The 23,037-nt window shown below is 68.8% G+C and carries 23 protein-coding genes; 9 read left to right on the top strand and 14 right to left on the bottom strand.

Annotated features, from left to right (window positions below):
• Positions 1–13 precede the first annotated feature (13 nt).
• Positions 14–316: a YjiS-like domain-containing protein gene (locus ACMGEZ_RS16990; RefSeq protein WP_436823443.1), complete on the bottom strand. Its 303-nt coding sequence runs from the start codon at positions 314–316 to the stop codon at positions 14–16.
• A 5-nt stretch (positions 317–321) separates the two neighbouring features.
• On the opposite strand from ACMGEZ_RS16990, the gene ACMGEZ_RS16985 reads away from it, so the two are divergent.
• Entirely contained in the window at positions 322–1,206 is an 885-nt protein-coding gene (locus ACMGEZ_RS16985; RefSeq protein ID WP_436823442.1) for a LysR family transcriptional regulator, read from the top strand.
• Positions 1,207–1,258: 52 nt separating this feature from the next.
• Here ACMGEZ_RS16985 and ACMGEZ_RS16980 read toward each other — a convergent pair whose 3' ends face one another.
• From ACMGEZ_RS16980 to ACMGEZ_RS16955, 6 genes are all read right to left on the bottom strand, one after another.
• Positions 1,259–2,173 (bottom strand): glutaminase, encoded by a 915-nt coding sequence (locus ACMGEZ_RS16980; RefSeq protein ID WP_436823441.1) that lies wholly within the window; start codon positions 2,171–2,173, stop codon positions 1,259–1,261.
• Between the two features lie 42 nt (positions 2,174–2,215).
• Positions 2,216–3,145, bottom strand: coding sequence for a DMT family transporter (locus ACMGEZ_RS16975; protein ID WP_436823440.1), 930 nt, complete (start codon positions 3,143–3,145; stop codon positions 2,216–2,218).
• A gap of 69 nt (positions 3,146–3,214) precedes the next feature.
• Entirely contained in the window at positions 3,215–3,712 is a 498-nt protein-coding gene (locus ACMGEZ_RS16970; RefSeq protein WP_436823439.1) for a BON domain-containing protein, read from the bottom strand.
• 52 nt (positions 3,713–3,764) lie between these two features.
• Positions 3,765–5,150, bottom strand: coding sequence for an amidohydrolase family protein (locus ACMGEZ_RS16965; RefSeq protein WP_436823438.1), 1,386 nt, complete (start codon positions 5,148–5,150; stop codon positions 3,765–3,767).
• A 23-nt stretch (positions 5,151–5,173) separates the two neighbouring features.
• Entirely contained in the window at positions 5,174–5,923 is a 750-nt protein-coding gene (locus ACMGEZ_RS16960; protein ID WP_436823437.1) for a TSUP family transporter, read from the bottom strand.
• A gap of 15 nt (positions 5,924–5,938) precedes the next feature.
• A complete protein-coding gene (locus ACMGEZ_RS16955) occupies positions 5,939–6,928 on the bottom strand; it encodes a Bug family tripartite tricarboxylate transporter substrate binding protein (RefSeq protein ID WP_436823436.1) in 990 nt (329 codons plus the stop codon).
• A gap of 122 nt (positions 6,929–7,050) precedes the next feature.
• Here ACMGEZ_RS16955 and ACMGEZ_RS16950 point away from each other — a divergent pair, with 122 nt between their 5' ends.
• Positions 7,051–7,770 carry a GntR family transcriptional regulator gene (locus tag ACMGEZ_RS16950; protein WP_436823435.1) on the top strand — a complete coding sequence of 240 codons (720 nt, stop codon included), beginning with the start codon at positions 7,051–7,053 and terminating at the stop codon, positions 7,768–7,770.
• 11 nt (positions 7,771–7,781) lie between these two features.
• Here ACMGEZ_RS16950 and ACMGEZ_RS16945 read toward each other — a convergent pair whose 3' ends face one another.
• Entirely contained in the window at positions 7,782–8,225 is a 444-nt protein-coding gene (locus ACMGEZ_RS16945) for a flavin reductase family protein (RefSeq protein WP_436823529.1), read from the bottom strand.
• Positions 8,226–8,354: 129 nt separating this feature from the next.
• On the bottom strand, positions 8,355–9,584 hold the full coding sequence (locus tag ACMGEZ_RS16940) for a nucleoside recognition domain-containing protein (RefSeq protein WP_436823434.1): 1,230 nt from the start codon (positions 9,582–9,584) through the stop codon (positions 8,355–8,357).
• Between the two features lie 84 nt (positions 9,585–9,668).
• On the opposite strand from ACMGEZ_RS16940, the gene ACMGEZ_RS16935 reads away from it, so the two are divergent.
• Positions 9,669–11,210: an alkaline phosphatase D family protein gene (locus ACMGEZ_RS16935; protein ID WP_436823433.1), complete on the top strand. Its 1,542-nt coding sequence runs from the start codon at positions 9,669–9,671 to the stop codon at positions 11,208–11,210.
• A gap of 6 nt (positions 11,211–11,216) precedes the next feature.
• Here the strand turns inward: ACMGEZ_RS16935 and ACMGEZ_RS16930 are convergent, their stop codons facing one another.
• Entirely contained in the window at positions 11,217–12,047 is an 831-nt protein-coding gene (locus tag ACMGEZ_RS16930) for a metallophosphoesterase (RefSeq protein ID WP_436823432.1), read from the bottom strand.
• A 123-nt stretch (positions 12,048–12,170) separates the two neighbouring features.
• Here ACMGEZ_RS16930 and ACMGEZ_RS16925 point away from each other — a divergent pair, with 123 nt between their 5' ends.
• Complete coding sequence (locus ACMGEZ_RS16925) at positions 12,171–12,344, top strand: hypothetical protein (RefSeq protein ID WP_436823431.1); 174 nt, start codon at positions 12,171–12,173, stop codon at positions 12,342–12,344.
• Here the strand turns inward: ACMGEZ_RS16925 and ACMGEZ_RS16920 are convergent.
• Positions 12,341–13,315, bottom strand: coding sequence for a LysR family transcriptional regulator (locus tag ACMGEZ_RS16920; RefSeq protein ID WP_436823430.1), 975 nt, complete (start codon positions 13,313–13,315; stop codon positions 12,341–12,343). The two genes, ACMGEZ_RS16925 and ACMGEZ_RS16920, sit on opposite strands and share 4 nt — an antisense overlap.
• A gap of 11 nt (positions 13,316–13,326) precedes the next feature.
• On the opposite strand from ACMGEZ_RS16920, the gene ACMGEZ_RS16915 reads away from it, so the two are divergent.
• Positions 13,327–13,941: a hypothetical protein gene (locus ACMGEZ_RS16915; protein ID WP_436823429.1), complete on the top strand. Its 615-nt coding sequence runs from the start codon at positions 13,327–13,329 to the stop codon at positions 13,939–13,941.
• 59 nt (positions 13,942–14,000) lie between these two features.
• On the opposite strand, the gene ACMGEZ_RS16910 is transcribed toward ACMGEZ_RS16915, so the two are convergent.
• The 3 genes from ACMGEZ_RS16910 to ACMGEZ_RS16900 all read right to left on the bottom strand — a co-directional run bounded on the left by ACMGEZ_RS16910 (position 14,001) and on the right by ACMGEZ_RS16900 (position 17,456).
• On the bottom strand, positions 14,001–15,848 hold the full coding sequence (locus tag ACMGEZ_RS16910) for a phosphoenolpyruvate carboxykinase (GTP) (protein WP_436823428.1): 1,848 nt from the start codon (positions 15,846–15,848) through the stop codon (positions 14,001–14,003).
• A 176-nt stretch (positions 15,849–16,024) separates the two neighbouring features.
• Positions 16,025–16,177: a hypothetical protein gene (locus ACMGEZ_RS16905; RefSeq protein WP_174262778.1), complete on the bottom strand. Its 153-nt coding sequence runs from the start codon at positions 16,175–16,177 to the stop codon at positions 16,025–16,027.
• Positions 16,178–16,256: 79 nt separating this feature from the next.
• Complete coding sequence (locus ACMGEZ_RS16900; protein WP_436823427.1) at positions 16,257–17,456, bottom strand: threonine ammonia-lyase; 1,200 nt, start codon at positions 17,454–17,456, stop codon at positions 16,257–16,259.
• Between the two features lie 127 nt (positions 17,457–17,583).
• Between ACMGEZ_RS16900 and ACMGEZ_RS16895 the strand changes: the two genes are divergently transcribed.
• The 4 genes from ACMGEZ_RS16895 to ACMGEZ_RS16880 all read left to right on the top strand — a co-directional run bounded on the left by ACMGEZ_RS16895 (position 17,584) and on the right by ACMGEZ_RS16880 (position 22,959).
• Entirely contained in the window at positions 17,584–19,905 is a 2,322-nt protein-coding gene (locus tag ACMGEZ_RS16895; RefSeq protein ID WP_436823426.1) for an ATP-binding protein, read from the top strand.
• A 47-nt stretch (positions 19,906–19,952) separates the two neighbouring features.
• Positions 19,953–21,530: a S41 family peptidase gene (locus ACMGEZ_RS16890; RefSeq protein ID WP_436823425.1), complete on the top strand. Its 1,578-nt coding sequence runs from the start codon at positions 19,953–19,955 to the stop codon at positions 21,528–21,530.
• A gap of 209 nt (positions 21,531–21,739) precedes the next feature.
• Positions 21,740–22,474 carry a hypothetical protein gene (locus ACMGEZ_RS16885; RefSeq protein WP_436823424.1) on the top strand — a complete coding sequence of 245 codons (735 nt, stop codon included), beginning with the start codon at positions 21,740–21,742 and terminating at the stop codon, positions 22,472–22,474.
• A 164-nt stretch (positions 22,475–22,638) separates the two neighbouring features.
• Complete coding sequence (locus ACMGEZ_RS16880; protein WP_436823423.1) at positions 22,639–22,959, top strand: hypothetical protein; 321 nt, start codon at positions 22,639–22,641, stop codon at positions 22,957–22,959.
• Positions 22,960–23,037: the final 78 nt, after the last annotated feature.

Below are 23,037 nucleotides of genomic sequence, written 5' to 3'. Positions count from 1 at the left end.
CCGGATTCGCGACCTAGCGTCTCGGGCAGCAGCCTGCGTGTGGCTGCGTGCCGCGCAGCAGCGCCGGGACTTCGCTTCGGCCGATGCCCAGGTCGAGCAACTCGTGCTCGCTCATCGCCGCGAGCTGCAGTGCCTGGCGGTGGGCGCGACGGCGTGCCGCCCAGCGCACGAGGAGGCGGGCCAGTAGCTGTCTGAGCAGTTGGGTCAAGGGCATCTGCATCTCCAGTTCCATCGTGCGTGCGTTCGTCATGCGGCAGATGGTGCGGCGCGGCGTGCTATTGTGGAAGTTGAGATTTCTGAAGCCACCAATCAGCATTCCTGATGCGACAGCTGAACCTCGACCAACTCGCCACCCTCGTCGCCATCGCCGACCTCGGCACCTTCTCAGCCGCGGCGCAGGCGCTCCACCTGGCGCAGCCCACCGTGAGCCTGCATGTCAGCGAACTGGAATCGCGCATGGGCGCACCGCTGGTCGTGCGCGGCGCGCGGCGTGTCATGCCCACGCCGGCCGGCGCCGTGCTGGTGGAGCGTGGCCGGCGCCTGTTGCGCGACGCCGACGACGCCATCGACGCGGTGCGGCGCCAGCACCAGGGGCTGGCCGGCCGGGTGCGCATCGGCTGCAGCACCACCAGCGTGGTGGTCGACCTGTTGCCGCCGGTTTTCCACGCGCTGCTGGAGCGCTACCCCGACATCGTGCTCACGCCCAGCTTCCTGGGCTCGGAGTACTCGGTGTCGGGCATCCTGGCCGGCACGCTGGACCTGGCCATCATCGCGCTGCCGCAGCCGGCGGTGCCGGGGCTGGCACTCAAGCCCTGGCGCCAGCATTCGATGATGGCCTTCCTGCCGGCGCGCTGGCAGGTGCCGCGCCGCGTCACGCCCGCATGGCTCGCACAGCACCCGCTGATCATGAACGAGCCGGGTTCGCGCATGTACGCGCTGACCATGGAATGGTTCGCGCGCGGCGGCTTCGCGCCGCGCGCACGGATCGAGCACGACTACGACGTCGCCATGCGCGGGCTGGTCGCCGCCGGCTACGGCGTGGCGCTGCTGCCGGCCCCCGACAAGGGGACGGTCGCCGAGGCCCATGTGCAGACGCGGCCGCTGAGCCCGAAGCTCACGCGCCACCTGGCGATCGCGTACCGCGCACAAGGCGCGCTGGACGGCGCCACGCAGCGGGTGATCGAAACGTTGCTGGAGTTCCGCTAGGCGTTGCAGCCGATGGGGCATCTGCGCGCGGGCGCATGGCCCGGGCCCCCGCTCAGAACACCGACAGCCCGGTCTTCGCGACGAACAGCTCCAGTGCCTTGCGCCCCAGCAGCGAATTGCCCGTCGCGTCGAGCGCCGGCGACCAGACGCACAGCGTGAGCCGGTCGGGCACCACCGCGACGATGCCGCCGCCCACGCCGCTCTTGCAGGGCAGGCCGATCGAGAAGGCGACGTCGCCCGCGGCGTCGTAGGTGCCGCAGGTCAGCATCAGCGCGTTGATGCGCCGCGCATGGCGCTCGGTGGTGATCTCGGCCTCGCCGGCGAGGGGATGGCGGCCGTCGCGGCACAGGAAGCCGGCGGCGCGCGCCAGCTGCACGCTGCTCATGCGCAGCGCGCACTGGTGGAAGTAGAGGTCCAGCACGGCCTCGACCGCGTTGTCGAGCTTGCCGAAGCTCTTCATGAAGTTGGCGAGCGCGTAGTTGCGGTAGCCCGTGGCCGCCTCGGAGGCCGCGACCTCGGCATCGAAGCCGATCGGCTCGCCGCACAGGCTGTGCATGAGCGCCAGCAGTTCCGCCTTGGCATCGCCGCGGCTCAGCAGGCGGTCCGCGACCGCGATCGCGCCTGCATTGATGAACGGATTGCGCGGCTTGCCTTGCTCGCTCTCGAGCTGCACCAGCGAGTTGAAGGGGTTGCCCGAAGGCTCGCGGCCGATGCGTTCCCACAGCGCATCGCCCAGGTGCCGCATCGCCAGCGTGAGGGTGAAGAGCTTGGAGATGCTCTGGATCGAGAAGGGCGTGCCGGCATCGCCGGCCGCGGCCTCCTCGTCGTGGCAGGTGCGCAGCGCGATGCCGAACTGCCGCGCCGGCACGCGGGCGAGCGCGGGGATGTAGCTGGCCACCGTGCCGGCCTGGCCCAGCAGCGGGCGGATCTCTTCATTGATCTCGTCGAGCAGTGGCTGGAAGTTCATCGCTTGCGTCTCAGCGTGTCGTGCGGATCGAGGAGATTTTTCTTAGTTCGCACGGCGGGCGGTTTCGGCTTGCACTGTCGGGCTCGGGCGCCGGTTCACCAGCACGATGCCCAGGGCCACGCCCGCCAGCGCCAGCACCAGTTGCAGCGTGAGCGGTTCGTCCAGCAGCACCACGCCGAACACCAGCGCGAACAGCGGCGTGAGGAAGGTGAAGGACGAGATGCGCGTGGCCGGGTAGTGCCTGAGCATCCACATCCACGCCAGGTAGCTCGCGAAGGCGCCGATCGCGGTCTGCACCGAGATCGAGAACCAGGCGTAGCCCGAGTAGGCAAAGCCCCAGTGCTCGCCGAGCGCCAGCGACAGCACGGGCGACACCGCCGCGGTGACAGCGATCTGATAGAAGAGCGTCTTCTCGGCGCTGGCGGTGGCGAGCCGCGTGGTGCGGATCGCGAGCGTCGTCAGGCCCCACAGCACGCCGGCCGCGAGGCCCAGCGCGTCGCCCAGCAACTGGCCGGAGCTGCTGTGGCCGAAGCTCTCGCTGAAGGCGGCCACCACGCCGGTGAAGGCGATCGCGAGGCCCAACCACTGCACGCCGCGCAGCCGCTCGGCGGACACGAAGCGAGGCAGCAGCAGCGCCACCACGAAGGGCGCGGTGTAGAGAAACACCGTGAGCCGCGAGGCCGTGGTGTGCTGCAGCCCGAGGTAGATGCAGACGAACTCGCCCGCGAACAGCAGGCCCGCGAGCAGGCCGCCTCCGAGCGTGCCGTCGCGATCGAACAGCGGCACGCGCCGCCACAGGCACCACAGCCACAGCAGCACGACCGCGCCCGTCATGCGGATCGAGGCCTGCCACAGCGGCGGCACTTCGGGCACCGTGGTCTTGATCAGGATCTGCTGCAGGCCCCAGAAGGCGCAGCAGGCGAGCAGCAGGGTGGTGGCGCGGGTGTCGAGGTGGTTCTTGCGGTCGGTCATCGTTCTTGCTCTGTCTCTGTATGTCTCTTGTTCTGCGCGTGTCTGTTCTGCATGTCTCTCGCGATGCCGTCAAGGGCTTGCAACGGCATACGGCGGCTTGCCGCGGGTGCCGAGCATCAGGTCGACGACGACCAGCTCGACGTCGGGAACGGCGCGAGCGGCCTGCTCCAGCCGGCGCGCCAGCGCGCGCGAGGGCACGCAGCCCTGCAGGTAGACCCAGCGCCGCTGCACCACGGCCCAGACACTGGCGCGGCCAACGCCCGGCACGGCAGCCAGCGCGGCCTGCACCTGGGGCGCGATGACCTTGTCGTAGCGGTAGGCGTTGCTGTCCTTGCAGCGGCCCTCCAGCCAACAGCTGGTGCCGCGCTCCAGCCGCGCATGCATCTGGGCACGCCGCTCCTCGGCGGTGTACAGCGGGCCTTCGGGCACAGGGCAGCCGCGCGCGCCCGACGACACCTGAAAGAAGGGATCGTCGAACCAGTTTTTCTTCTCGGGACCGGCGCAAGCCGCTGCGCAGGCCAGCGCGAGCAGTGCCGCGAGCGTGTCGCGGCGCAAGCGTGAAGGCATGGGCCGATCGTAGCCCGCCCAGGTGAAAGCTTCAGGCCGGGTTGCCGGGGCGCTAACGGGCGCGGTGCAGATCGGCGACCGGATGCACGCGCTGGATCGGCGCGCGGCTGACATCGCGACGTGCGATCGTCGCCACCTCGCGCATCAGCGCACGCGCGTCCCAGTCGACCGGCCAGCCCTTCCACAGGCGCAGCGCGCCCTGCACGAACACCGCCTCGATCTGGTCGCGGTTCGCGAAACGCACCAGCTCCCAAGTCAGGTCCCAGCTCGGCACGAACTCGGGCACGTCCAGGTCGAGGAGCAGGAAGTCGGCGGCCAGGCCCTCGGCGATGCGGCCGGTGCGCGCGCCCAGGCCCGCGGCCTCGGCGCCGCGGTGCGTCGCGTGGTCGAGCCAGAGCCAGCCGCCGCCGCAGGAGGAGTCCCCGTTGGCGAGGCCCTGCGTGAGGCGCTGCGTGGCCTCGGCCGCGTCCATGAGGCGGAAGCCGTCGGCGCGCGTGCCGTCAGTGCCGAGGCCGAAGGGCACGCCGAGCACTTCGAGCAGGCCGGCGTCGAGCACGGCGTTGCCTTTCCATTGGCTGGCCACGGGGTTGTAGGCGACTGCGGCACCGCTGTCGCGCAAGAGACCCAGTTCGCGCGGCGTCAGCAGCGTGGCATGGGCCAGCAGGGCCGATGCGTTGAGCGCGCCGCAGGCCTGCAGCAGCTCCAGCGGGCGCAGGCCGCGCGCGACGAGCGAGCGCTCGACGGCCGCCAGGTGTTCGTTGACGTGCGTCTGGAAGCGCCGGCCGCTTTCGAGGGTGAGCGCGGCGACGGCCCGCAGCATGCGATCGCTCGCGGCCTCGGGAATCGAGATCGCGAGCGAGGGGTGCACCAGGGCGTCGTGTTCGAGCCGCGCGAGGAAGGTGGCGGCGGCGTCGAGGATGCGGCGGCCTGCGGCCTCGTCGCCTTCCAGCCCCGCGTCGTTGCAGATCATGCCGAGTACGCAGCGGATGCCGGCGTCGCGCGCTGCGCTCGCCACCGCATCGAGCCCGGCTTCGGAGCGCGTGCCCGCATCGACCACGGTGGTGAAGCCGCCGCGCAGCGATTCCAGTGCCGAGAGCTTGGCGGAGAGATAGGCCGCGTCCGCATCGAGCGTGGCCTCCATCGGCACCCAGATGCGGCGGAAGATCTCCGAAGGCTCACCGAAGGCCAGTGCCTTGCCGAAGGACTGGGTGAGGTGGGTGTGGGTGTCGATCAGCCCCGGCATCAGCAGGCGCTGCGGCAGCTCGATCGGCGTCAGGCCCGGATGCGCGGCGCGCACCTCGGCGAGCGGGGCCACCTGCGCGAAGTGTCCGTCGCGCACCACGACGCCGAGGCCCTCGCGCGGGCCATCGGGAAGCAGCACCCACTCGGGCGCCAGCAGCAGCGGCCGGCCTGACTGCAGGAGTTCGGGAGACAGCATGGCGTTTCCTTGAATGAATCGATTCAGGCCAGCAGGAGCCAGGCGAACCAGGCACCCACGGCCAGCAGCAGCATCGAGACGAATCGCTGCAACTGCTGCATGTCCAGGCTGGCCGCAGCGCGTTGCCCGGCGATGGAGCCCGCCAGCATCAGCAGGCCGCAAAGGGCAGCCAGCCCGAGGTCGAGGCGCCCTTCGATCGCATGCACGGTGCTGCTGGCCAGGGCCACGGGCAGTTGCACCGCCTGCGCGGCCACCACCGCAAAGACGACCGGCTGGCGCAGCAGCATCAGCAGCGGCAAGACCAGCACCGGGCCACCGGTACCCGTGAGCGCGGAGCCGAGCCCGACCGCGACACCCAGTGCAAGCAGCACCGGCGTGCCGAGCGGTGCCGCGGGCGCCGACGCCTTCGCCGAGGCACGCAGGCCGCGCCAGCCCGAGAACAGCACCAGCAGGGTCACGCCGGTCATCAGCGCGGCAGCGGGCAGCCAGCGCACCAGCAGCGCGCCGGCGGCCGCGCCCGCGAGCGCACCCGCGAGCAAGGGGACGCAGCGCGCCGCCTGCGCGCGCTCGCGCATCAGCGGGCGCAGCGCCACCAGCGCCGGCAGCGCGAAGCCCAGCGAAGCGGCGGCGATGGCTTGCGGCAGCGGCACCGCGCCCAGCTTGGTCAGCACCGGCACCAGCAGCACGCCGCCGATGCCGCTCGCGCCGATCAGGCCGCCGGCCAGCAGCACGGCGGGCAGCACGATCCAGGCACTGGCGAGCGACATCAGCATGGAGCGGTCTTCTTTCTATTCGGTCTTGATGCCCGCGGTCTGCACCACGCCGGCGATGGTCTTGCGTTCCTTCGCCAGGTAGTCGGCGAAGGCGGGGCCTGCGATCAGCTGGGGCTTGACGGCGATGTCGCCGAGCTTGCGCACGACTTCCGGATCCTTCAGCGTGGCCTCGAGGGCGCTGACCCAGGCTGCCGTCACGGTGGCCGGCGTACCCGCAGGGGCGAGGACGCCGAGCCAGGCATCCATCTCCATCCCCTTGAGCTCGGGCGACTCCGCGAGCGTCGGAATCGCCGGCGCGATCGCCGAACGGGCCAGCGAGGTGACACCGAAGGCCTTGACCTTGCCATCCTTCACGAAAGGCAATGCGAGCGACAGCGGCAGCACCGCGAGGTCGACCTGTCCGCCAGCCACATCGGTCAGCACCTGCGGGCCCGACTTGTAGGGCACGTGCATCAGGTCGATGCCGGCGCGCTGCTTGAACATCTCGGCCGTGATGTGCAGCGAGGTGCCCACCCCGTCGGTGCCGAAGTTGAGCTTGCCGGGCTGCGCCTTCGCCAGCTGGATCAGCTCGGCCGTGGTGCGAGCGGGCAGGGCAGGCTTGCCGATCAGCACGAAGGGCGAGGTGCCCACCGTCGCGACGGGAATGAAATCCTTGAAGCTGTCGTAGCGCACGGCGGACGGTGCCACCAGCGGCGCCACGTTGAGCGGGCTGGCCACCGCGAAGAGCAGGGTGTAGCCGTCGGCCGGCGAGCGCGCGACCCGCTGCGTGCCGATGGTGCCGGCCGCGCCCGCCACGTTCTCGATCACCACCGGCTGCTTGAGCTGCTCGCCCAGCTTGGCGGTGAGCAGGCGAGCCGTGGCATCGACGCCGCCGCCGGCGGCGAACGGCACAATCAGCGTGATCGGCTTGGTCGGGTAGCTTGGCGCCTGGGCGGCGGCGGTGCCGGCTGCGAGCGCCAGCGTGGCGGCCGCGGAACGGAAGAAGAAGGCTCGGGCTGCGGACATGGTCGTTTCCTTGGTCGGTGAATAAACGGAAAGAAGCACCCTGGCGGTGCAGAATCTACTTGTTATGACAAGTTATGACAAGCGACGCAAGTCGCATGCCATCGTCGGCGTCAAGGCCATCGATGTCTGAGCTTCCTCAGTCCCTGCACGCGCAACTGCGCGACGCGCTGCGCGCCCGCATCCTCGACGGTGAGCTGGCACCGGGGGCCAAGCTGCCTTCCGAATCCGAGCTGACGGCCGAACACGGCGTCAGCCGCATCACCGTGCGCCAGGCGCTCAGCGCGCTGCAGGCGGAGGGGCTGATCGTCAAGCTGCATGGGAAGGGCGCCTTCGTGTCCCATTCGAAGGCGTCCCAAAGCCTCAACCGGCTGCAGGGGCTGAACGAGGCGCTGGCGCTGGAACAGCACGCGGTCAGCAGCAAGCGGCTCGCCTGGCGCGAGGTGAAGGCGCCCGCCGCGGTGGCGCGCCAGCTGCAGGTGCCCGCCGGCGAGGCGGTGTACCACCTGCAGACGCTGCGCTACATGGACCGCGAGCCGCTGTCGGTCAACAGCTCCTGGCTGCCGCGCTTCCTGGGCGAGCGGCTGGCGCGGGTCGATTTCTCGCAGCGCGACCTGATCGAAATCTTCGAGCACGAGGGCGGCCTCGAGATCGGCGAGGCCCAGCTCGAGATCGGCGCCGGCCTGGCGAAGCCGCAGGAGGCGAAGTTGCTGCAGCTCAAGCCCGGCGCGCCGGTGTTGCAGGTGGAGCGCTTGCTGCACCTGGCCGGCGGCGGTCCGGTTCATGTGGAGATCGCGGTCTACCGCGCCGACACCTTCCGCTACAAGCTCAGCCTCCGGCGCTGAGCGCACAGCCGCTACAGCGGGTGCTCGGTATAGAACCGGCCGCCGTGAAACAGCAGCGGTGAGGCGCCGGCGCTGTGCGCGCAGCGCTCCACCTCGCCGACGAAGATCACGTGGTCACCCTCGTCGTAGCGGCTGCGGTTGAAGCATTCGAAGCTCGCGGCGACGCCCGCCAGCACCGGCGCTCCGCCGAAGCCTTCGGTGAAGGCCACATCGGCCCAGCGGTCGACGTCCTTGGTGGCGAAACGCTCGGCCAGGTCCTTCTGGTTGGAGGCCAGGATGTTGATCGCGTAGTGCGAGCCGGTGCTGAGCGCGGCCATCGAGGCCGCGCTGCGCGCCAGGCTCCACAGGACCAGCGGCGGATCCAATGACACGGAGTTGAAGGAGTTGGCGGTGAGTCCCACCAGCCGGCCGTTGGTCGCGCGCGCGGTGACGATGGTCACGCCCGTCGCGAACATGCCCAGGGCTGCGCGGAATTCATCGGTCGTGAAGGAGGGCGGTTTCGCCTGGGCGGGAGCGGTCACGGGGGAGCTGTGAAGTGAGGGGCTATTCTGGCCGATCACTCCGGCGGGCGCCGTCGCGCGGGTTCAGCCGAAGAACCAGTAACCCACGGCGATTGCGCCCAGCACACCGGCGAGCTCGGCCAGCAGCGCGCAACCGACGGCATGCCGTGCCCGCTGGATGCCCACCGCGCCGAAGTAGACGGCCAGCACGTAGAAGGTGGTCTCGGTGCTGCCCTGGATGGTGGCTGCGACCCTCGCCGCGAAGCTGTCGACGCCGTGGCTCTGCATGGTCTCGATCAGCATCGCGCGCGCCGCGCTGCCGGAGAAGGGCTTGACCAGCGCGGTGGGCAGTGCGTCGATGAAGCGTGTGTCCCAGCCCGTCAGGCCGACCGCCCAGCGGATGCCCGACAGCACCAGCTCCAGCGCGCCCGAGGCCCTCAGCACGCCCACCGCACACAGCATCGCGACCAGGTAGGGCAGCAGGTTCTTCGCCACGTCGAAGCCCTCCTTGGCCCCCTCGACGAAGCACTCGTAGACCTTGACCCGCCGCAGCGCGCCGGCCAGCAGGAAGACGAGCACGATCCCGAACAGCGTGAGGTTGCCCAGCAGCGAGGAGAGCGAGGCCAGCGCCGCGGCCGAAAGCGTGGCCAGCAGTGCGATGAAGCCGGCGAGCAGCAGCGCGCCCGGCAGCAGATAGGCGAGCACCACCGGGTCCCACAACCTGAGCCGCTGCACGAAGGCCACCGAGAGCAGGCCCACCAGCGTGGAGCAGCTGGTGGCGAGCAGGATCGGCAGGAACACCAGCGTCGGGTCGGCCGCGCCCTGCTGCGCGCGGTACATGAAGATGCTGACGGGCAGCAGCGTGAGCGACGAGGCGTTGAGCACCAGGAACAGGATCTGCGCATTGCTGGCCGTGGTCGCGCTCGGGTTCAGGCTCTGCAGCTCGCGCATCGCCTTCAAGCCGATGGGCGTGGCCGCGTTGTCCAACCCCAGCGCGTTGGCCGCGAAGTTCATGGTGATCAGCCCCAGCGCCGGGTGACCCGCAGGCACTTCGGGCATCAGCCGCCGGAACAGCGGCCCGAGCAGCCGCGCCAGGCCGGCGACCAGGCCTGCCGCCTCGGCGATGCGCAGGAAGCCCAGCCACAACGTGAGGGTGCCGAACAGCAGCACCATCACTTCGACCGAGAGCTTGGCCATGGCGAACAGGCTGTCGACCAGGGCGGCGAACACCGCCGCATCGCCGCCGATCAGCCAGCGCGAGAATGCAGCCAGTGCCGCCGCCAGAAAAAACCCGAGCCACAAGCCGTTGAGCACGCGTATCCCTTTGCCGATGCCGTTCTTCGAAGTTGCGCGCGATCATAGGCGGCACCGAGGCGTCCTCTTCTCTTTGAAAGACCAATGAATCTTCGCCGCCGAGATCTGAACCGCGCCGCGCTGTGGCTCGCCCTGTGCGGCTGGTCGTCGGTGCGGCCCGCGCGCGCGCAGCCGGCGCCGCGCTGGCGTTCCAATCCCTTCACGCTGGGCGTCGCCAGCGGCCGGCCGCGGCCGGACAGCATCGTGCTCTGGACCCGGTTGGCGGCCGGGGACGAGCCGGGCCTCGAAGGCCTGCAGCGCTGTGCCGTGCGCTACGAGGTCTTCGGGGATGCCGAGCTCAAGCGACCCGTCCTGCAGGGGGAAGTGCAGGCCGAAGCCGCGCATGCCTTCAGCGTTCATGTGCATGCGCAAGGCCTGGCGCCGCAGCGGGAGTACTGGTACCGCTTCAGCTGCGGCGATGCACGGAGCCCGGTCGGCCGCACGCGCACGGCGCCTGCCGCGGACGCGGCGGTGTCGCGACTGCGCTTCGCGCTCGCGTCCTGCCAGAACTACGAGCATGGCTACTACGCCGCGCATCGCGACATCGCAACGCGCGAGCTCGACTTCGTCCTGTTCGCCGGCGACTACATCTACGAAGGCAGCAGCCAGGGCCCGGTGCCGCGCCGGCATGGCGCGCCCATCCCGGTGACGCTGGAGGAATACCGCGCGCGCCATGCGCTCTACAAGCGCGACGCCGACCTGCAAGCCGCGCATGCAGCCCACCCCTGGATCCTGACCTGGGACGACCACGAGGTGGTCAACGACTACGCGAACGACCGCGACCCCGCGTATACCGAGCCCGCGCTCTTCCTGCAGCGCCGCGCAGCCGCCTACCGCGCCTACTTCGAGCACATGCCGCTGCTGCTGCCGCCGCAAGGGGCCGCGATGCGCATCCACGACCGCTTTGCCTGGGGGCGGCTGGCCGAGCTCTGGACGCTCGACACGCGGCAGTACCGCAGTCACCACGCCTGCCCGGACCCGGCACACGACTGGGGCCGGCTGGTGATCGGGTGCGAAGCGCTGGCGGACCCGTCGCGCACGATGCTCGGTGCCGAGCAGTCGCTGTGGCTGGCCCAGGGCCTGGCGTCATCCGGACGGCAGTGGAAGCTGTTGGGCCAGTCCACCCAGATGAGCCCTACCAGCCTCGAGGCACCGCGGGGCCGCCAGTTCTGGACCGACGGCTGGGACGGTTATCCTGAGGCGAGGCGCCAGCTGCTGCAGGGCCTCGGCGAGGGCGGCATACGCGATGTCGTGGTGCTGGGCGGCGATGTGCACCGGTTCGTGGCGGCCGACCTGCGCGTCGTGCCCAACGACACGGCGTCTCCGGTGGTCGCGAGCGAGTTCGTCGGCGGCTCGATCAGCTCGCGCGGGGCGAGCCGGAAGTCCATGGAATGGCTGCAGCGCGACAACCCCGACGTGGTGCATGCGCGCGGCGACGAGCGCGGCTATGCCTTGATCGAGGCCACGCCCAAGGCAATGCACTGCGAGTTCCGCGCAACCGCGCATCCGGTGGCAGTCGACGCGCCCTTCCACACCCAGGCGAGTTTCGCCGTCGAAGCGGGCCGCGCCGGCGTGAAGGCTGCCTGATCCTGCTCAGGCGGCGCGATCCGGCCGCCGCGGCGGCACCTCGACAAGCAGGTCGGGCCTGAAACCCTCCTGCTCGCCCTTGCTCATGTAGCCCAGCGGGTTGGCGACCACCCTGCAACCGTCCTTCACATAATCGAAGGCGCAATGCAGGTGGCCGTGCAGCCACAGGTCGGCCCGGGGCAGCAACTCGTCGAGCGAGTTGCAGAAACCGGCGGTGCCTGGACTCAGGCCGTAGCGCGGATCGGCGCTGGCCAGCGTTGGCGCGAAGTGCGTGACGGCGACGGTCGGCCCCTCGAAGTCCTGGAGCAGCGCCTGACGCAGCCAGGCCTGGCACGTCAGTGAGTGCTCTCTCATCGCCTCGGCCAGAAAGATCTCGCCGGCCCGCAGCGTCTTTGCTTTCTCGAGGTAGAAATTGGCAGCCCGCATGGCTTTGCCGCGCTTCTTCAACGCGTCGCTCATGCTGTCGCCGGGCTCGACCAGCGCGTCGAAATCGGCCCACAGGGTGGTGCCGACGAAGCGGATACCGTCGACCACGCGGCTTTCGCGCTCCAGCCACTGGATCTCCAGGGCTTCGCACAAGGCGCGCAGACGCTCGTGGGTGAGGTCGAAGTCGGCGTTGTCGTACTCGTGGTTGCCCGGCACGTAGAGCACCGGCGTCGGCCAGCCGTGGCGTGGTGAAAAGCGGGTGAGGCCGAAGTCGGACTCGAGCAGGCGCGATCCGGATTGATAGGAGCCGATATCGCCGGCCAGGATCAGCAGATCTGCACCGGCTGCGGGGGCAATCCGGAACTGGGGGTGCGCCTCCAGATGCAGATCCGAGAGCAGCTGAAGCTTCATCGCTGCAGTCTAGGCGAATATCCCCATGCACAAAGCGCATGAGATGGGCCTGGAAATACTGGGGAAAACCCTTAATCTTGGTTCATTACCACTCCAGCGCGGCTTGCACGCCCCGCACACGTCATGTTCAGCCTTGTTGCCCAAGTGGCACGCCTGTTTCGCTTCAATGCGATCGAAACCCCGTCGAGCCCTGCCGCCACCCTGATGGAAAGCGCCGACTCCCGCGCGGGCCTGGACGCCCACCACGCCCAGGAACTGCGCGCCGCCGCCAGCGCCTGGCTCAGCGTCGTTCGCTAAGCCGGACCGCCGGGCGAGCCGGCAAAGGCGGCCCTCGCCGAGCGCAGCAGTGCCTGCCGCAACCAGCCATGGGCGTGGCCGTGCTGCGCCCGGCGATGCCAGATGGCGTCCACGTGCACCAGCGGCTGCTGGAACGGCAGCTCCCGCAGCAAGAGCTGCTCGTCGATCCCCGTCACCTTGACGAAATGGCGGGGCAGGACGGTCAGCAGGTCCGAATTGGCGACCACCCGGCCGGCCGTGAAAAACTGGTTCACTGTCGCCACGACGCGCCGCTCGCGGCCGAGTGCACCCAGGGTCTGGTCGATGAAGCCGTAGGGTCTGCCCGAAAAGCTCACCAGCAGGTGCCGCGCCGCGCAGAAGGTGTCGAGCGTCAGCGGCTGCTCCGCCAGCGGATGGCCGCGCCGCATCACGCACACGTATTCGCCGACGTAAAGCCTCTGGGTGTCAAAAGGCAGCAGGGCGGCGTCCGACTGGCCACGCGCCGCCAGATTGGCGATCACGGCCGGAAAGTAGCCGATGGCCATGTCGACCTCCTCGGTCTCGAGCAGGCGCCGGGGATCGCGGGTGGTCAGGGGCAGGACTCGCAGCGAGATGGCGGGCGCCTCTTCCTCCACGATCTTGATCAGCCCCGGGATCAGCTCCGCCGCGGTGGCATCCGCCATTGCGAGCACGAAGGTGTCGTCGGCAATTGCGGCGTCGAATTCGCCCGGCGCGAGCGTGTGCTGCAGTTGCCGCAACGCACCCCGCACGGTCGGCCACAGTGCCAGCGCGCGCGGCGTGGGCTCGACGCCGGCGCCCGAGCGGCGCACCAGTTCGTCACCCAGCGTCTCCCGCAGGCGGCGCAGCGCGTTGCTCACGGCCGGCTGCGTGATCGAGAGATTGCGTGCGGCGCGCGTGAGATTGCGCTCCGCCATGACCTCGTCGAAGACGCGGAGGAGGTTCAGGTCCAGTGTGCGAAAGTTGACATCCATCAGCCTTGTGAATGATAGACATCATGAAGCTAAAGTGGGAAAACATTAGGGAAACCACTAATATCACTGCATCAGCTTCAGCCACCCGTCCTAGGAGGGACTTCACCATGACCAGCTTTGTCCACGTTGAACAACCGGCCACTCACCCGGGCGTTGCCCGCGCGGAAGCCGTCATCGATCACATTCGCGCTGCCCGCCGCAGCTTCGACGGCGCCCGCGGCCTGGCGGCTCTGCTGCTGGCGGCCATCGTCGCTTCGCTGCTCGTCGTTGCCGACACGCTCGTCTCGAGCTGGAACGAAGGCGGCTTGCTCGTTGCCTGGCTTGTCTTGTGGGGCGTGGCCTTCGCAGCGATCGGCCTTTTCGCAGGCACCGCCCGCAGTCTGGCCGTTCGCGCTTTGACCGCCGTTCGCGCGGCGGCCCGCCGCCGCGCCGCAGCGCGCGCCGACGAGCAGTTCCTGGCCTATGCCAGGCACGACCCGCGCGTTCTTCGCGACCTGCAGGCGATCAGCACACGCCAGGAAGCAGACTCGGCCGAGGCCGCGCAATCGGCCAGGCTCGCCGCCGACGCCAGCGTGCCGACCCTGTACTCCGCACTGCGCCGCGTGAATCTGGGCCAGTACTACTGAGCCGGCCGCATCGATAAAAAAAGCCGCCCTCGGGCGGCTTTTTCTTTTTGGCGAGATCGTCAGGCAGCCAGCCGCTGCTCGATGGCTGCCTTGGTTGCCGGCAGTTCCTTCGGTAGACGATGCGCCAGCTGCTGGAACAGCTCCGCATGCAGCTTCAGCTCGGCTTGCCAGGCGGCCTTGTCGATGTGGGTCACCGTGTCGAACTGCTCGGCGCTGAAATCCAGGCCGGACCAGTTGAGGTCTTCGTAGCGCGGGCTGACCCCGAACACATGTTCGATGCCTTCGCCCTTGCCTTCGATGCGGTCGATCATCCACTTGAGTACGCGCATGTTCTCGCCGTAGCCGGGCCAGACGAACTTGCCGTCCGCGCCCTTGCGGAACCAGTTGGTGGTGTAGATCTTGGGCAGGCGCGCGCCCGCGGCCTCGAGCTTCTTGCCCAGGTCCAGCCAGTGCTGGAAATAGTCGCTCATGTTGTAGCCGGCGAAGGGGAGCATCGCGAACGGATCGCGCCGCACCACCCCCTGCTGGCCCCCGGCGGCCGCGGTGGTCTCGGAACCCATCGTCGCGGCCATGTAGACGCCCTCGACCCAGTTGCGCGCCTCGGTCACCAGCGGCACGGTGGTCGAGCGGCGGCCGCCGAAGATGAAGGCGTCGATCGCCACGCCCTTGGGGTCGTCCCAGGCCTCATCGAGCGCCGGATTGTTGACCGCCGCAACCGTGAAGCGCGCATTCGGGTGGGCAGCCTTGGCACCGGTCTCCTTCGCGATGGCGGGCGTCCAGTCCTTGCCCTGCCAGTCGATCGCGTGGGCCGGAGGCTCGCCCATGCCTTCCCACCAGACGTCGCCGTCGTCGGTCAGCGCCACGTTCGTGAAGATCACGTCGCGGCCGAGGCTGGCCATGCAGTTCGGATTGGTCTGGATGTTGGTGCCGGGCGCAACGCCGAAGTAGCCGGCCTCCGGGTTGATGGCGCGCAGCTTGCCGTCGGCGCCGGGCTTGATCCAGGCGATGTCGTCGCCGATCGTCGTGACCTTCCATCCCTCGAAGCCGGCGGGCGGGATCAGCATCGCGAAGTTGGTCTTGCCGCAGGCACTGGGGAAGGCCGCTGCCACGTGGTATTTCTTGCCCTCGGGGTTGGTGACGCCGAGGATCAGCATGTGCTCTGCAAGCCAGCCTTCATCGCGGCCCATGTTCGAGGCGATGCGCAGGGCGAAGCACTTCTTGCCCAGCAGCGCATTGCCGCCGTAGCCCGAGCCGTAGCTCCAGATCTCGCGCGTCTCGGGGTAGTGGACGATGTACTTGGTCTTGTTGCAGGGCCAGGCCACGTCCTTCTCGCCGGCCTGCAGCGGCGCGCCGACCGTGTGAACGCAAGGCACGAACTCGCGCTCGGCGCCCAGTACCTCATACACGGCCTTGCCCATGCGGGTCATGATCTTCATGTTGACCGCCACGTACGGGCTGTCGGACAGCTCGATGCCGATGTGCGCGATCGGCGAGCCCAGCGGGCCCATGCTGAAAGGCACGACGTACATCGTGCGGCCCTTCATGCAGCCGTCGAACAGCGGCTGCAGCGTGGCGCGCATCTCGGCGGGCGCCATCCAGTTGTTGGTGGGGCCGGCGTCTTCCTTTTTCTCGGAGCAGATGAAGGTGCGGTCCTCGACACGGGCAACATCGCTCGGATCGGAAGTCGCGAGGAAGGAGTTGGGCCGTTTCGCGGGGTTCAGCTTCTTGAAGGTGCCGGCGTCCACCAGCAACTGGCACAGGCGTTCGTATTCTTCCTGACTGCCATCGCACCAGTGGATGGCTTCGGGCTTGCACAGCGCGGCCATGTCCGCGACCCAGGCGACCAGCTTCGCGTTCTTGACGTATGCGGGTGCCTGTACGGCAAGGCCCTTCAATGGTGCGTTCATAGAAACTCCTAAGTTGAAAAATCGTCTTTTCGAACGGGGCTCGGGCGCCGGGCCGTCGAGGTCCGTTGGAGAAAACGTTTCAGTCTCGGGAGAGTGGATCGTGCAGCCCGAGACGGGGCTCGCAATCCTTGAACGGCGGCAGCCTGCAGGGTGTCCGCCGCTGCCGCAGCCGGTTGTCAGGCCAAGTAGACGGCGATGGAGGCCAGGAGGAGCATCAGCACCCCGCCCGCGACGGGCAGCACGAGGGGCATGAGGTGAACGATCGACTCGACCGCATCGGCCTCGACAGCGGCGGCCTTGGCCGGATCGACAGGAGTGGGATTGGACATGGTTATTCCTCGGGTACGCAAAACTGAGGCCATTTTACCGACCGGCCCGGTCGCCGCGGTCTAGGGGGTTGCCAGCCCCTCAGCGCTGCTCGTCGGCTTCGAAGCCGGCGTTGCGCAAGGCCTCGAGCACCGCCGTGAGATGCGCACGCCCGCGGGTCTGAAGGACCAGCTCGATGTCCACGTTCTGCGCCGCCAGCATGGTGAAGGCGCGCTGGTGATGCACCTCGTCGACGTTAGCGCCCGCTTCCGCCACAGTGGCCGTGATCTGTGCCAAAGAGCCCGGCACGTCGCGCGCGCTGACGCGCACGCGCGCCAGCCGGCCGGCGCGAACCATGCCGCGTTCGATGATCGCCGCCAGCAGCAGCGGGTCGATGTTTCCGCCCGACAGCACCAGCCCGACGCGCTTGCCCTTGAACCGCTCCGGATGCCGGATCAGTGCCGCCAGCCCGGCCGCGCCCGCGCCCTCGACCAGCGTCTTCTCGATCTCGAGCAGCATCAGCACCGCCTGCTCGATGTCGCCCTCGTCGACCAGGAGCAGATCGTTCACCTGCGCGCCGATGATGGCCTGCGTCAGCTCGCCCGGCGTGCCCACTGCGATCCCCTCTGCGATGGTGCTCTGCCCCTGCGGATGATGCGTTCCCTGGACGGCATTGACCATGCCCGGGAAGCGCCGGGTCTGGACGCCCACGATGTCGATCCCCGGGCTGCGCGCGCGTGCCGCCAGCGCCATGCCGGCGATCAGGCCGCCGCCGCCCACCGAAACCACCAGCGCATCGAGCTGTGGCACCGCGGCCAGCATCTCGAGCGCCACGGTGCCCTGGCCGGCGATGATGGCCTCGTCGTCGTAAGGGTGCACGAAGGCCAGGCCTTCCTGCTGCGCGAGCGCCAGGGCGTGGGCACGCGCTGCGTCCAGCGTGTCGCCGTGCAGCACCACCTCGGCGCCGAAACCGCGGGTGCGTTCGATCTTCACGCCCGGCGTGAAGCGCGGCATGACGATCAGCGCCCGCAAGCCAAGACGCTGGGCATGGTAGGCCACCCCTTGGGCGTGGTTGCCGGCCGACATTGCGATCACGCCCCCGACGCCGTTCTCCGACAGGTCGACCAGCTTGTTGCAGGCGCCGCGCTCCTTGAAGGAGGAAGTGAACTGCAGGTTCTCGAACTTGAGGAAAACCTGCGCCCCGACGATCTCTGAAAGCGTCCGCGATTCCACGCAAGGCGTATCGAGCACCTGGCCGCGCAGGCGCTCGGCGGCGCGTTCGATGTCGTCGATTCCAATCATGGGCGGCATTGTGGACGGAATCGCAACATGCGGGTTTTTACCGTTCCCGAGTCTTCCCGAAGCTAAAACTCTGCGCTATGGTCGCGATCAGTTTCCGATTCTGGTTCTCCTATCTGGAGGTTGCTCGATGGTCAAGCGTTCCGGTGCCGATGTCGTGGCTGCGGCTTCCCGCGGTCATGCATTGCCGTCGCCCGGACTCAAGGAAGCGCCGGTGCTCGAGCTCATGTGCTCGCACTTCGTGCTCACCCTCGCGGCCAAGCAGGGCCCGCGCTTCAACGTGCGCCGCGACCTCAACGGCCTGCTCTCGCTGACCGGCCGCCACCTGGTGTGGCCGCTGGCCGTGCTGCAGCGCCTGCGCGAATTCCTGGGCCGGCGCTGCGCCGGCAACGAAGTCTGGAAAGGCGTCGAGCACTTCGACGGCCGCACGCTGCTGGAGCGCCACGGCGTGTGGCGCGGCCCCTACGAGGAAGGCACTCTCTTCTTCTATCTCGACGAGTACGCCAAGGACCAGCCGAAGGATCTGCTCTCGGTGCTCTCGGCCACGCGCGACTGGCTCACCCATGCGCTGCGCAAGCAGTCGACCCTGGTCGAGAAGAACATCGACGCGCTCGCGGGCCTGCTGCAGCTCAACAAGGCCGAGCGCGCGCTCCTGCTCTACGGCACGCTCGCGCGCTACCAGCGCGATCTGCGCTCCCTCCTGGTCGAGTTCAAGGTCAACAACGCGCCGGAGGCCTACGCCGCGATCGCCGAGGTGGCCGGCGTCGATGCCAGCGATGTGGGCGAGGCACTGCGCGCCGGCTCGCGGCTGGAGCGAATCGGCCTGGTCGAGAACCTGATCTCCGAGCACAACATCACCGACCTGGCCGACCTCATGAAGGTCAGCGAGAAGCTGCCGCCGGTGCTGATGCGCGAATACCGCGACCACAACGAGCTGATGGCCGTGTTCACGCGGCCCTCCGCCAAGAGCGCGCTCGTCGTGCAGGACTTCAGCTTCGTCCAGGAAGACGCGCAGATGCTCATCACCCTGCTCTCTGCCGCGGTGGCGCGCAAGGAGCCGGGCGTCAACGTGCTGCTCTACGGCCCGCCCGGCACCGGCAAGACCGAGCTCGCGAAGGTCGTGGCGCAGGCCGCGGGCCTGGAGCTCTTCGAGGTCGAGTACGCCGACCGCGACGGCAATTCGCTCTCGGGCCGCGACCGCTACCGCTCGCTGCAGATCGCGCAGGTCTTCCTCAAGGGGAGCGCGCAGGCGGCGTTGCTCTTCGACGAGGTCGAGGACGTGTTCCCGCCGATCAGCACCGAGGCGGCCCAGCTCATGGCGCGCGCCGAGCAGATTCCCGCATCCGCCAGCGGCAGCGTGAGCGGCAAGGCGTGGGTCAACCAGATCCTCGAATCGAACGCCGTGCCCACGATCTGGGTGACCAACCGCATCGAGCAGATCGACCCTGCCTTCCGGCGCCGCTTCGCCTATCACCTCGAGCTCAAGTCGCCGCCGCCCGGTGCGCGCGAGCAACTGGTGCGCAAGACGCTCGAGGGCGCGGCGGTGTCCGATGCTTTCGCCGCGAAACTGGCCGCCCGCAAGGGCCTCACGCCGGCCCAGATCCGCACGGCGGTGCGCTTCGCGGGGCTGGCCATGTCGGAGGGGACCTCCATCGAGAGCCTGATCGAACGTCAGCTTCGCAATGCCGACCTGGCACTCGGCACGCAGGGCGGCCTGGGAGCGCGCCGCAGCGTGACCACCTACGACCTCGACATGCTCAACGTCGAGAGCCGCTTCGAGATTCCGCGCATTGTCGAAGCGCTCAAGGTGCGCGGCCACGGCACCCTGTGCTTCTACGGCGCGCCCGGCACCGGCAAGACGGCGCTGGCCGAGCACATGGCGCGCGCCATCGGCCGGCCGCTGATCATCAAGCAGGCGAGCGACCTGATGAGCAAGTACGTGGGCGAGACCGAGCAGAACATGGCCGCCATGTTCAAGGAGGCCGAGGCCGAAGAGGCGATCCTGCTGCTCGACGAGGCCGACAGCTTCCTGCAGGACCGCCGCGGCGCACAGCGCACCTACGAGGTCACCGAGGTCAATGAAATGCTCCAGGGCATGGAGCGCTTCGACGGCATCTTCGTCTGCACCACCAACCTGCTGGACCGCCTCGACCAGGCGGCGCTGCGGCGCTTCACCTTCAAGATCAAGTTCATGCCGCTAACGCCGGTGCAGCGCGAGCGCATGTTCCTGATCGAGGCCCTGGGCGGCGATGCTGCCGGCCTGACGAGCGAACGGCAACAGCGCCTGGCCAGGCTGCCGCAGCTATGTCCCGGCGATTTCGCGGCCGTCAAACGCCAGACCGATATCCTCGGGGTCGCGTTCTCGGCCGACGAGTTCCTGGATCAGCTGGAGGCCGAGCACCGCATCAAGCCCGAGGTACGCGAATCGCGCGGCATGGGCTTCGTTCACTAAGACTGCGATGGTCGCGCCGCGCGCGGCGCGCGGAGGGGGATTTCTTCATGGAGCTTCGATTGCAGCGGCTGGCTGCACTGCTGGCCGTGTGCGCGGCCGCCGTTGCGTTGACGGCATGCGGGGGCGGTGGCGGAGGAGGCGGCGGCGCCTTCGTGCCGCTGGCCGCGGCACCCCAGCGCCCGACCGAGCCCGCGGCGGCCGAGGACGACGCCATCGTCGCTTCTGCCAGCGTCGCTGGCCTGTGCGCCGCGCCGCGCACAGGCATCGACCCGGATACCGGCGCCGCCTTCCCCGACCGCGACGGCACCGTCGCCGACGAGAAGCGCTGGGTGCGCGGCTGGATCGACGAAACCTACCTCTGGTTCGACGAAGTGCCGACCACGCTGGCGTCGAAGGACTACACCAGCCCGATCGCCTGGTTCAGCGTGCTCAAGACGCCTCAGCTCACCGCTTCCGGCCGACCCAAGGACCGCTTTCACTTCACGCAGGGCACGGCCGCCTATCGCGCACTGTCGCAAGGCGGCACGGTTGTGGGTTACGGTCTGGAGCTGGCCTTCCTGAGCGCATCGCCGCCGCGCGACGTGCGCGTGGCCTACACCGAGCCCAATTCGCCCGCGGCGCAGGCGGGCGTCGTGCGCGGCACGCGCGTCGTGGAAATCGATGGCGTCGACGTCGCCAACGGCACCGACACGCCCACGCTCAACGCGGGCCTTGCACCTGCACGCGAGGGGGAGACCCATAGCTTCAGGCTGCGCGCGCCCGACGGCACCGAGCGCACGCTCGCGCTGGCCGCGGCGCGCGTGACCCGTCTTCCGGTGCAGAACGTGAAGACCATCGCCACCGCGAGCGGGCCGGTGGGCTACATGCAATTCAACGACCATCTCGCGACCGCGGAGGCGGCGCTGATCGCGGCCGTGAACCAGCTGCAGGGCGCAGGCGTGGTCGACCTGGTGATCGACATGCGCTACAACGGCGGTGGCCTGCTCGATGTCGCGAGCGAGCTGGCTTCCATGGTCAGCTCGGCGGGCGCCACCACCGGCGCCGTCTTCGAGCGCCTGGTCTTCAACAGCAAGAACCCGTTTCGCCTGGCGCCCGCGCAGGCCACCGTGCCCTTCCACGTGACTTCGCGCGGCTTCTCCACGCCGGCAGGGCAGGGACTGCCGCGCCTGGGCCTGTCGCGCGTCACCGTGCTCGCGGGCCCTGACACCTGCTCCGCGAGCGAGTCGGTGATCAACAGCCTGCGCGGCGTCGGGATCACGGTCAACCTGATCGGCGGCGCCACCTGCGGCAAGCCCTATGGCTTCCTGCCGCAGGACAACTGCGGCACCACCTACTTTGCAATCCAGTTCCAGGGCGTCAACAACCAGGGATTCGGCGACTACGGCGACGGCTTTGCGCCGACCTGCGTGGTGGCCGACGACTTCGATCATGCATTGGGCGACCCCGCCGAGGCGCGGCTCGCGGCGGCGTTGACCTTCCTCAGCAGCGGCGCGTGCCCGGCGCCAGGGTCGAGCAAGGCCGAGCTGGCGCTGCGCAAGACAGAGGCGCAGGGCACGCCCTATCTCATGCGATCGCCGGTTCGTGAAAACCGGCTGGTGGCCACGCTGCGCGCGACGCAGCCCTGACGCGGCGCTCACGCAGGTGTCACCGCCCGTCGAGGGTGGTGATGCCCCTGCCTTCTTTTCTGAAGATCTGCTCGAGCCATCGCAGGTCCTCCGGTGGACCGTGATTTCTCCACATTCTGAAGAATTGTGGTCGCGAGAACTTTTGTGACCTGAGTATTCCTAGGATCCCCTGGCTGCAAATGGACAGCGAAGTCTCATCGGGGGGGAGCATGGGGAAAGTTCTCGACAAGAAGTTGGCGCAATGCGCGCTCAGCCTGGCATGGATCGTCGCTGTGGCGGCATGTGGAGGTGGCGGTGGCGGCGGGCCCGGCTTCCTGCCGCTCGCCACGACTGCCGCACCCGGCAATTCCGATCCAGCGCCGGTGCCGGCCTCGCCCGAGGACCCGGCAGTGCCTCCGCCGCCTTCGACGCCACTGGATCCCTCAGCGCCCCTGCTGCCCGCCAACCCTCCGTCGCCGATGCCCGAGACGCCGGCGGTGCCTTCCGCGCCGGACGCTCGGCAAGAGATCGTCAAGTCCTCCGAAGTCGCCGCCCAATGCGCCGCGCCGCGGGCCGGCATCGACCCGTCGACCAACGCCGCTTTCCTGGATCGCCAGGGGACTCTGGCCAACGAGAAAGACTGGGTGCGCGCATGGATCGACGAGACCCACCTTTGGTTCGACGAGGTGCCCACGACGCTGCTCGCGAAGGACCACGCCACGCCAGTCTCCTACTTCAATGTGCTGAAGACACCAAAGCTCACTGCATCAGGCAAACCCAAGGACCGCTTCCATTTCACCGCCAACACGGAGCAGGCGCGCGCACTTTCGCAGAACGGCACCGAAATCGGCTATGGCATGCAGCTCGCCTTCATCAGCGCTTCGGCGCCGCGCGACATCCGCGTCGCTTCACCGAGCCGGGTTCTCCGGCGGCACGGGCGCTTGTGGCTCGCGGTGGACGACTGATCGAGATCGACGGCATCGATGTCGTGAACGGGACGGATGTCGACGCACTCAATTCCGCGATCGTGCCCCAGCGCGCAGGCGAGAGTCACAGCTTTTAGCTGCGGGCGAACGACGGCACCGAGCGCACCCTCACGCTCGCGTCGGCGTCGATCACTCGCGACCCCGTGCCGACGCTGAACGCCTTCGACATCGGCGGCGGCAAGAATGTCGGCTACATGCTTTTCAACGAAGACATTGCGACAGCCGAATACTGGCTCACCTCCACGATGGAGCTATTCCAGTCCATCCACTATGCGATCCAGTTCCAGGCGTCAACGACAAGGTCTTCGGCGACTACGGCGATGGCTTCAGGCCGACCTGTGCGGTGGTGGACGACTTCAAACACGAGCTTGGCGATCCGAAAGAAGCCCGGCTTGCAGTGGCATTGCACATTCTGGGGGGCGGCGTTTGCCCCACCCCAGCATCGGCCAGCAAGGCCGATATAGCCATGCGCAAGGCCGAAGCCGAGCGCGTGCCCTACCTGGTGCGCTCTCCGATCCTCGAGAACCGGCTGCTCCGCCCCG

It is taken from the genome of Variovorax stachyos (assembly GCF_051400855.1).
Classification (GTDB): Bacteria; Pseudomonadota; Gammaproteobacteria; order Burkholderiales; family Burkholderiaceae_C; genus Variovorax.
This window is presented reverse-complemented; position numbering and strand designations above follow the sequence as displayed.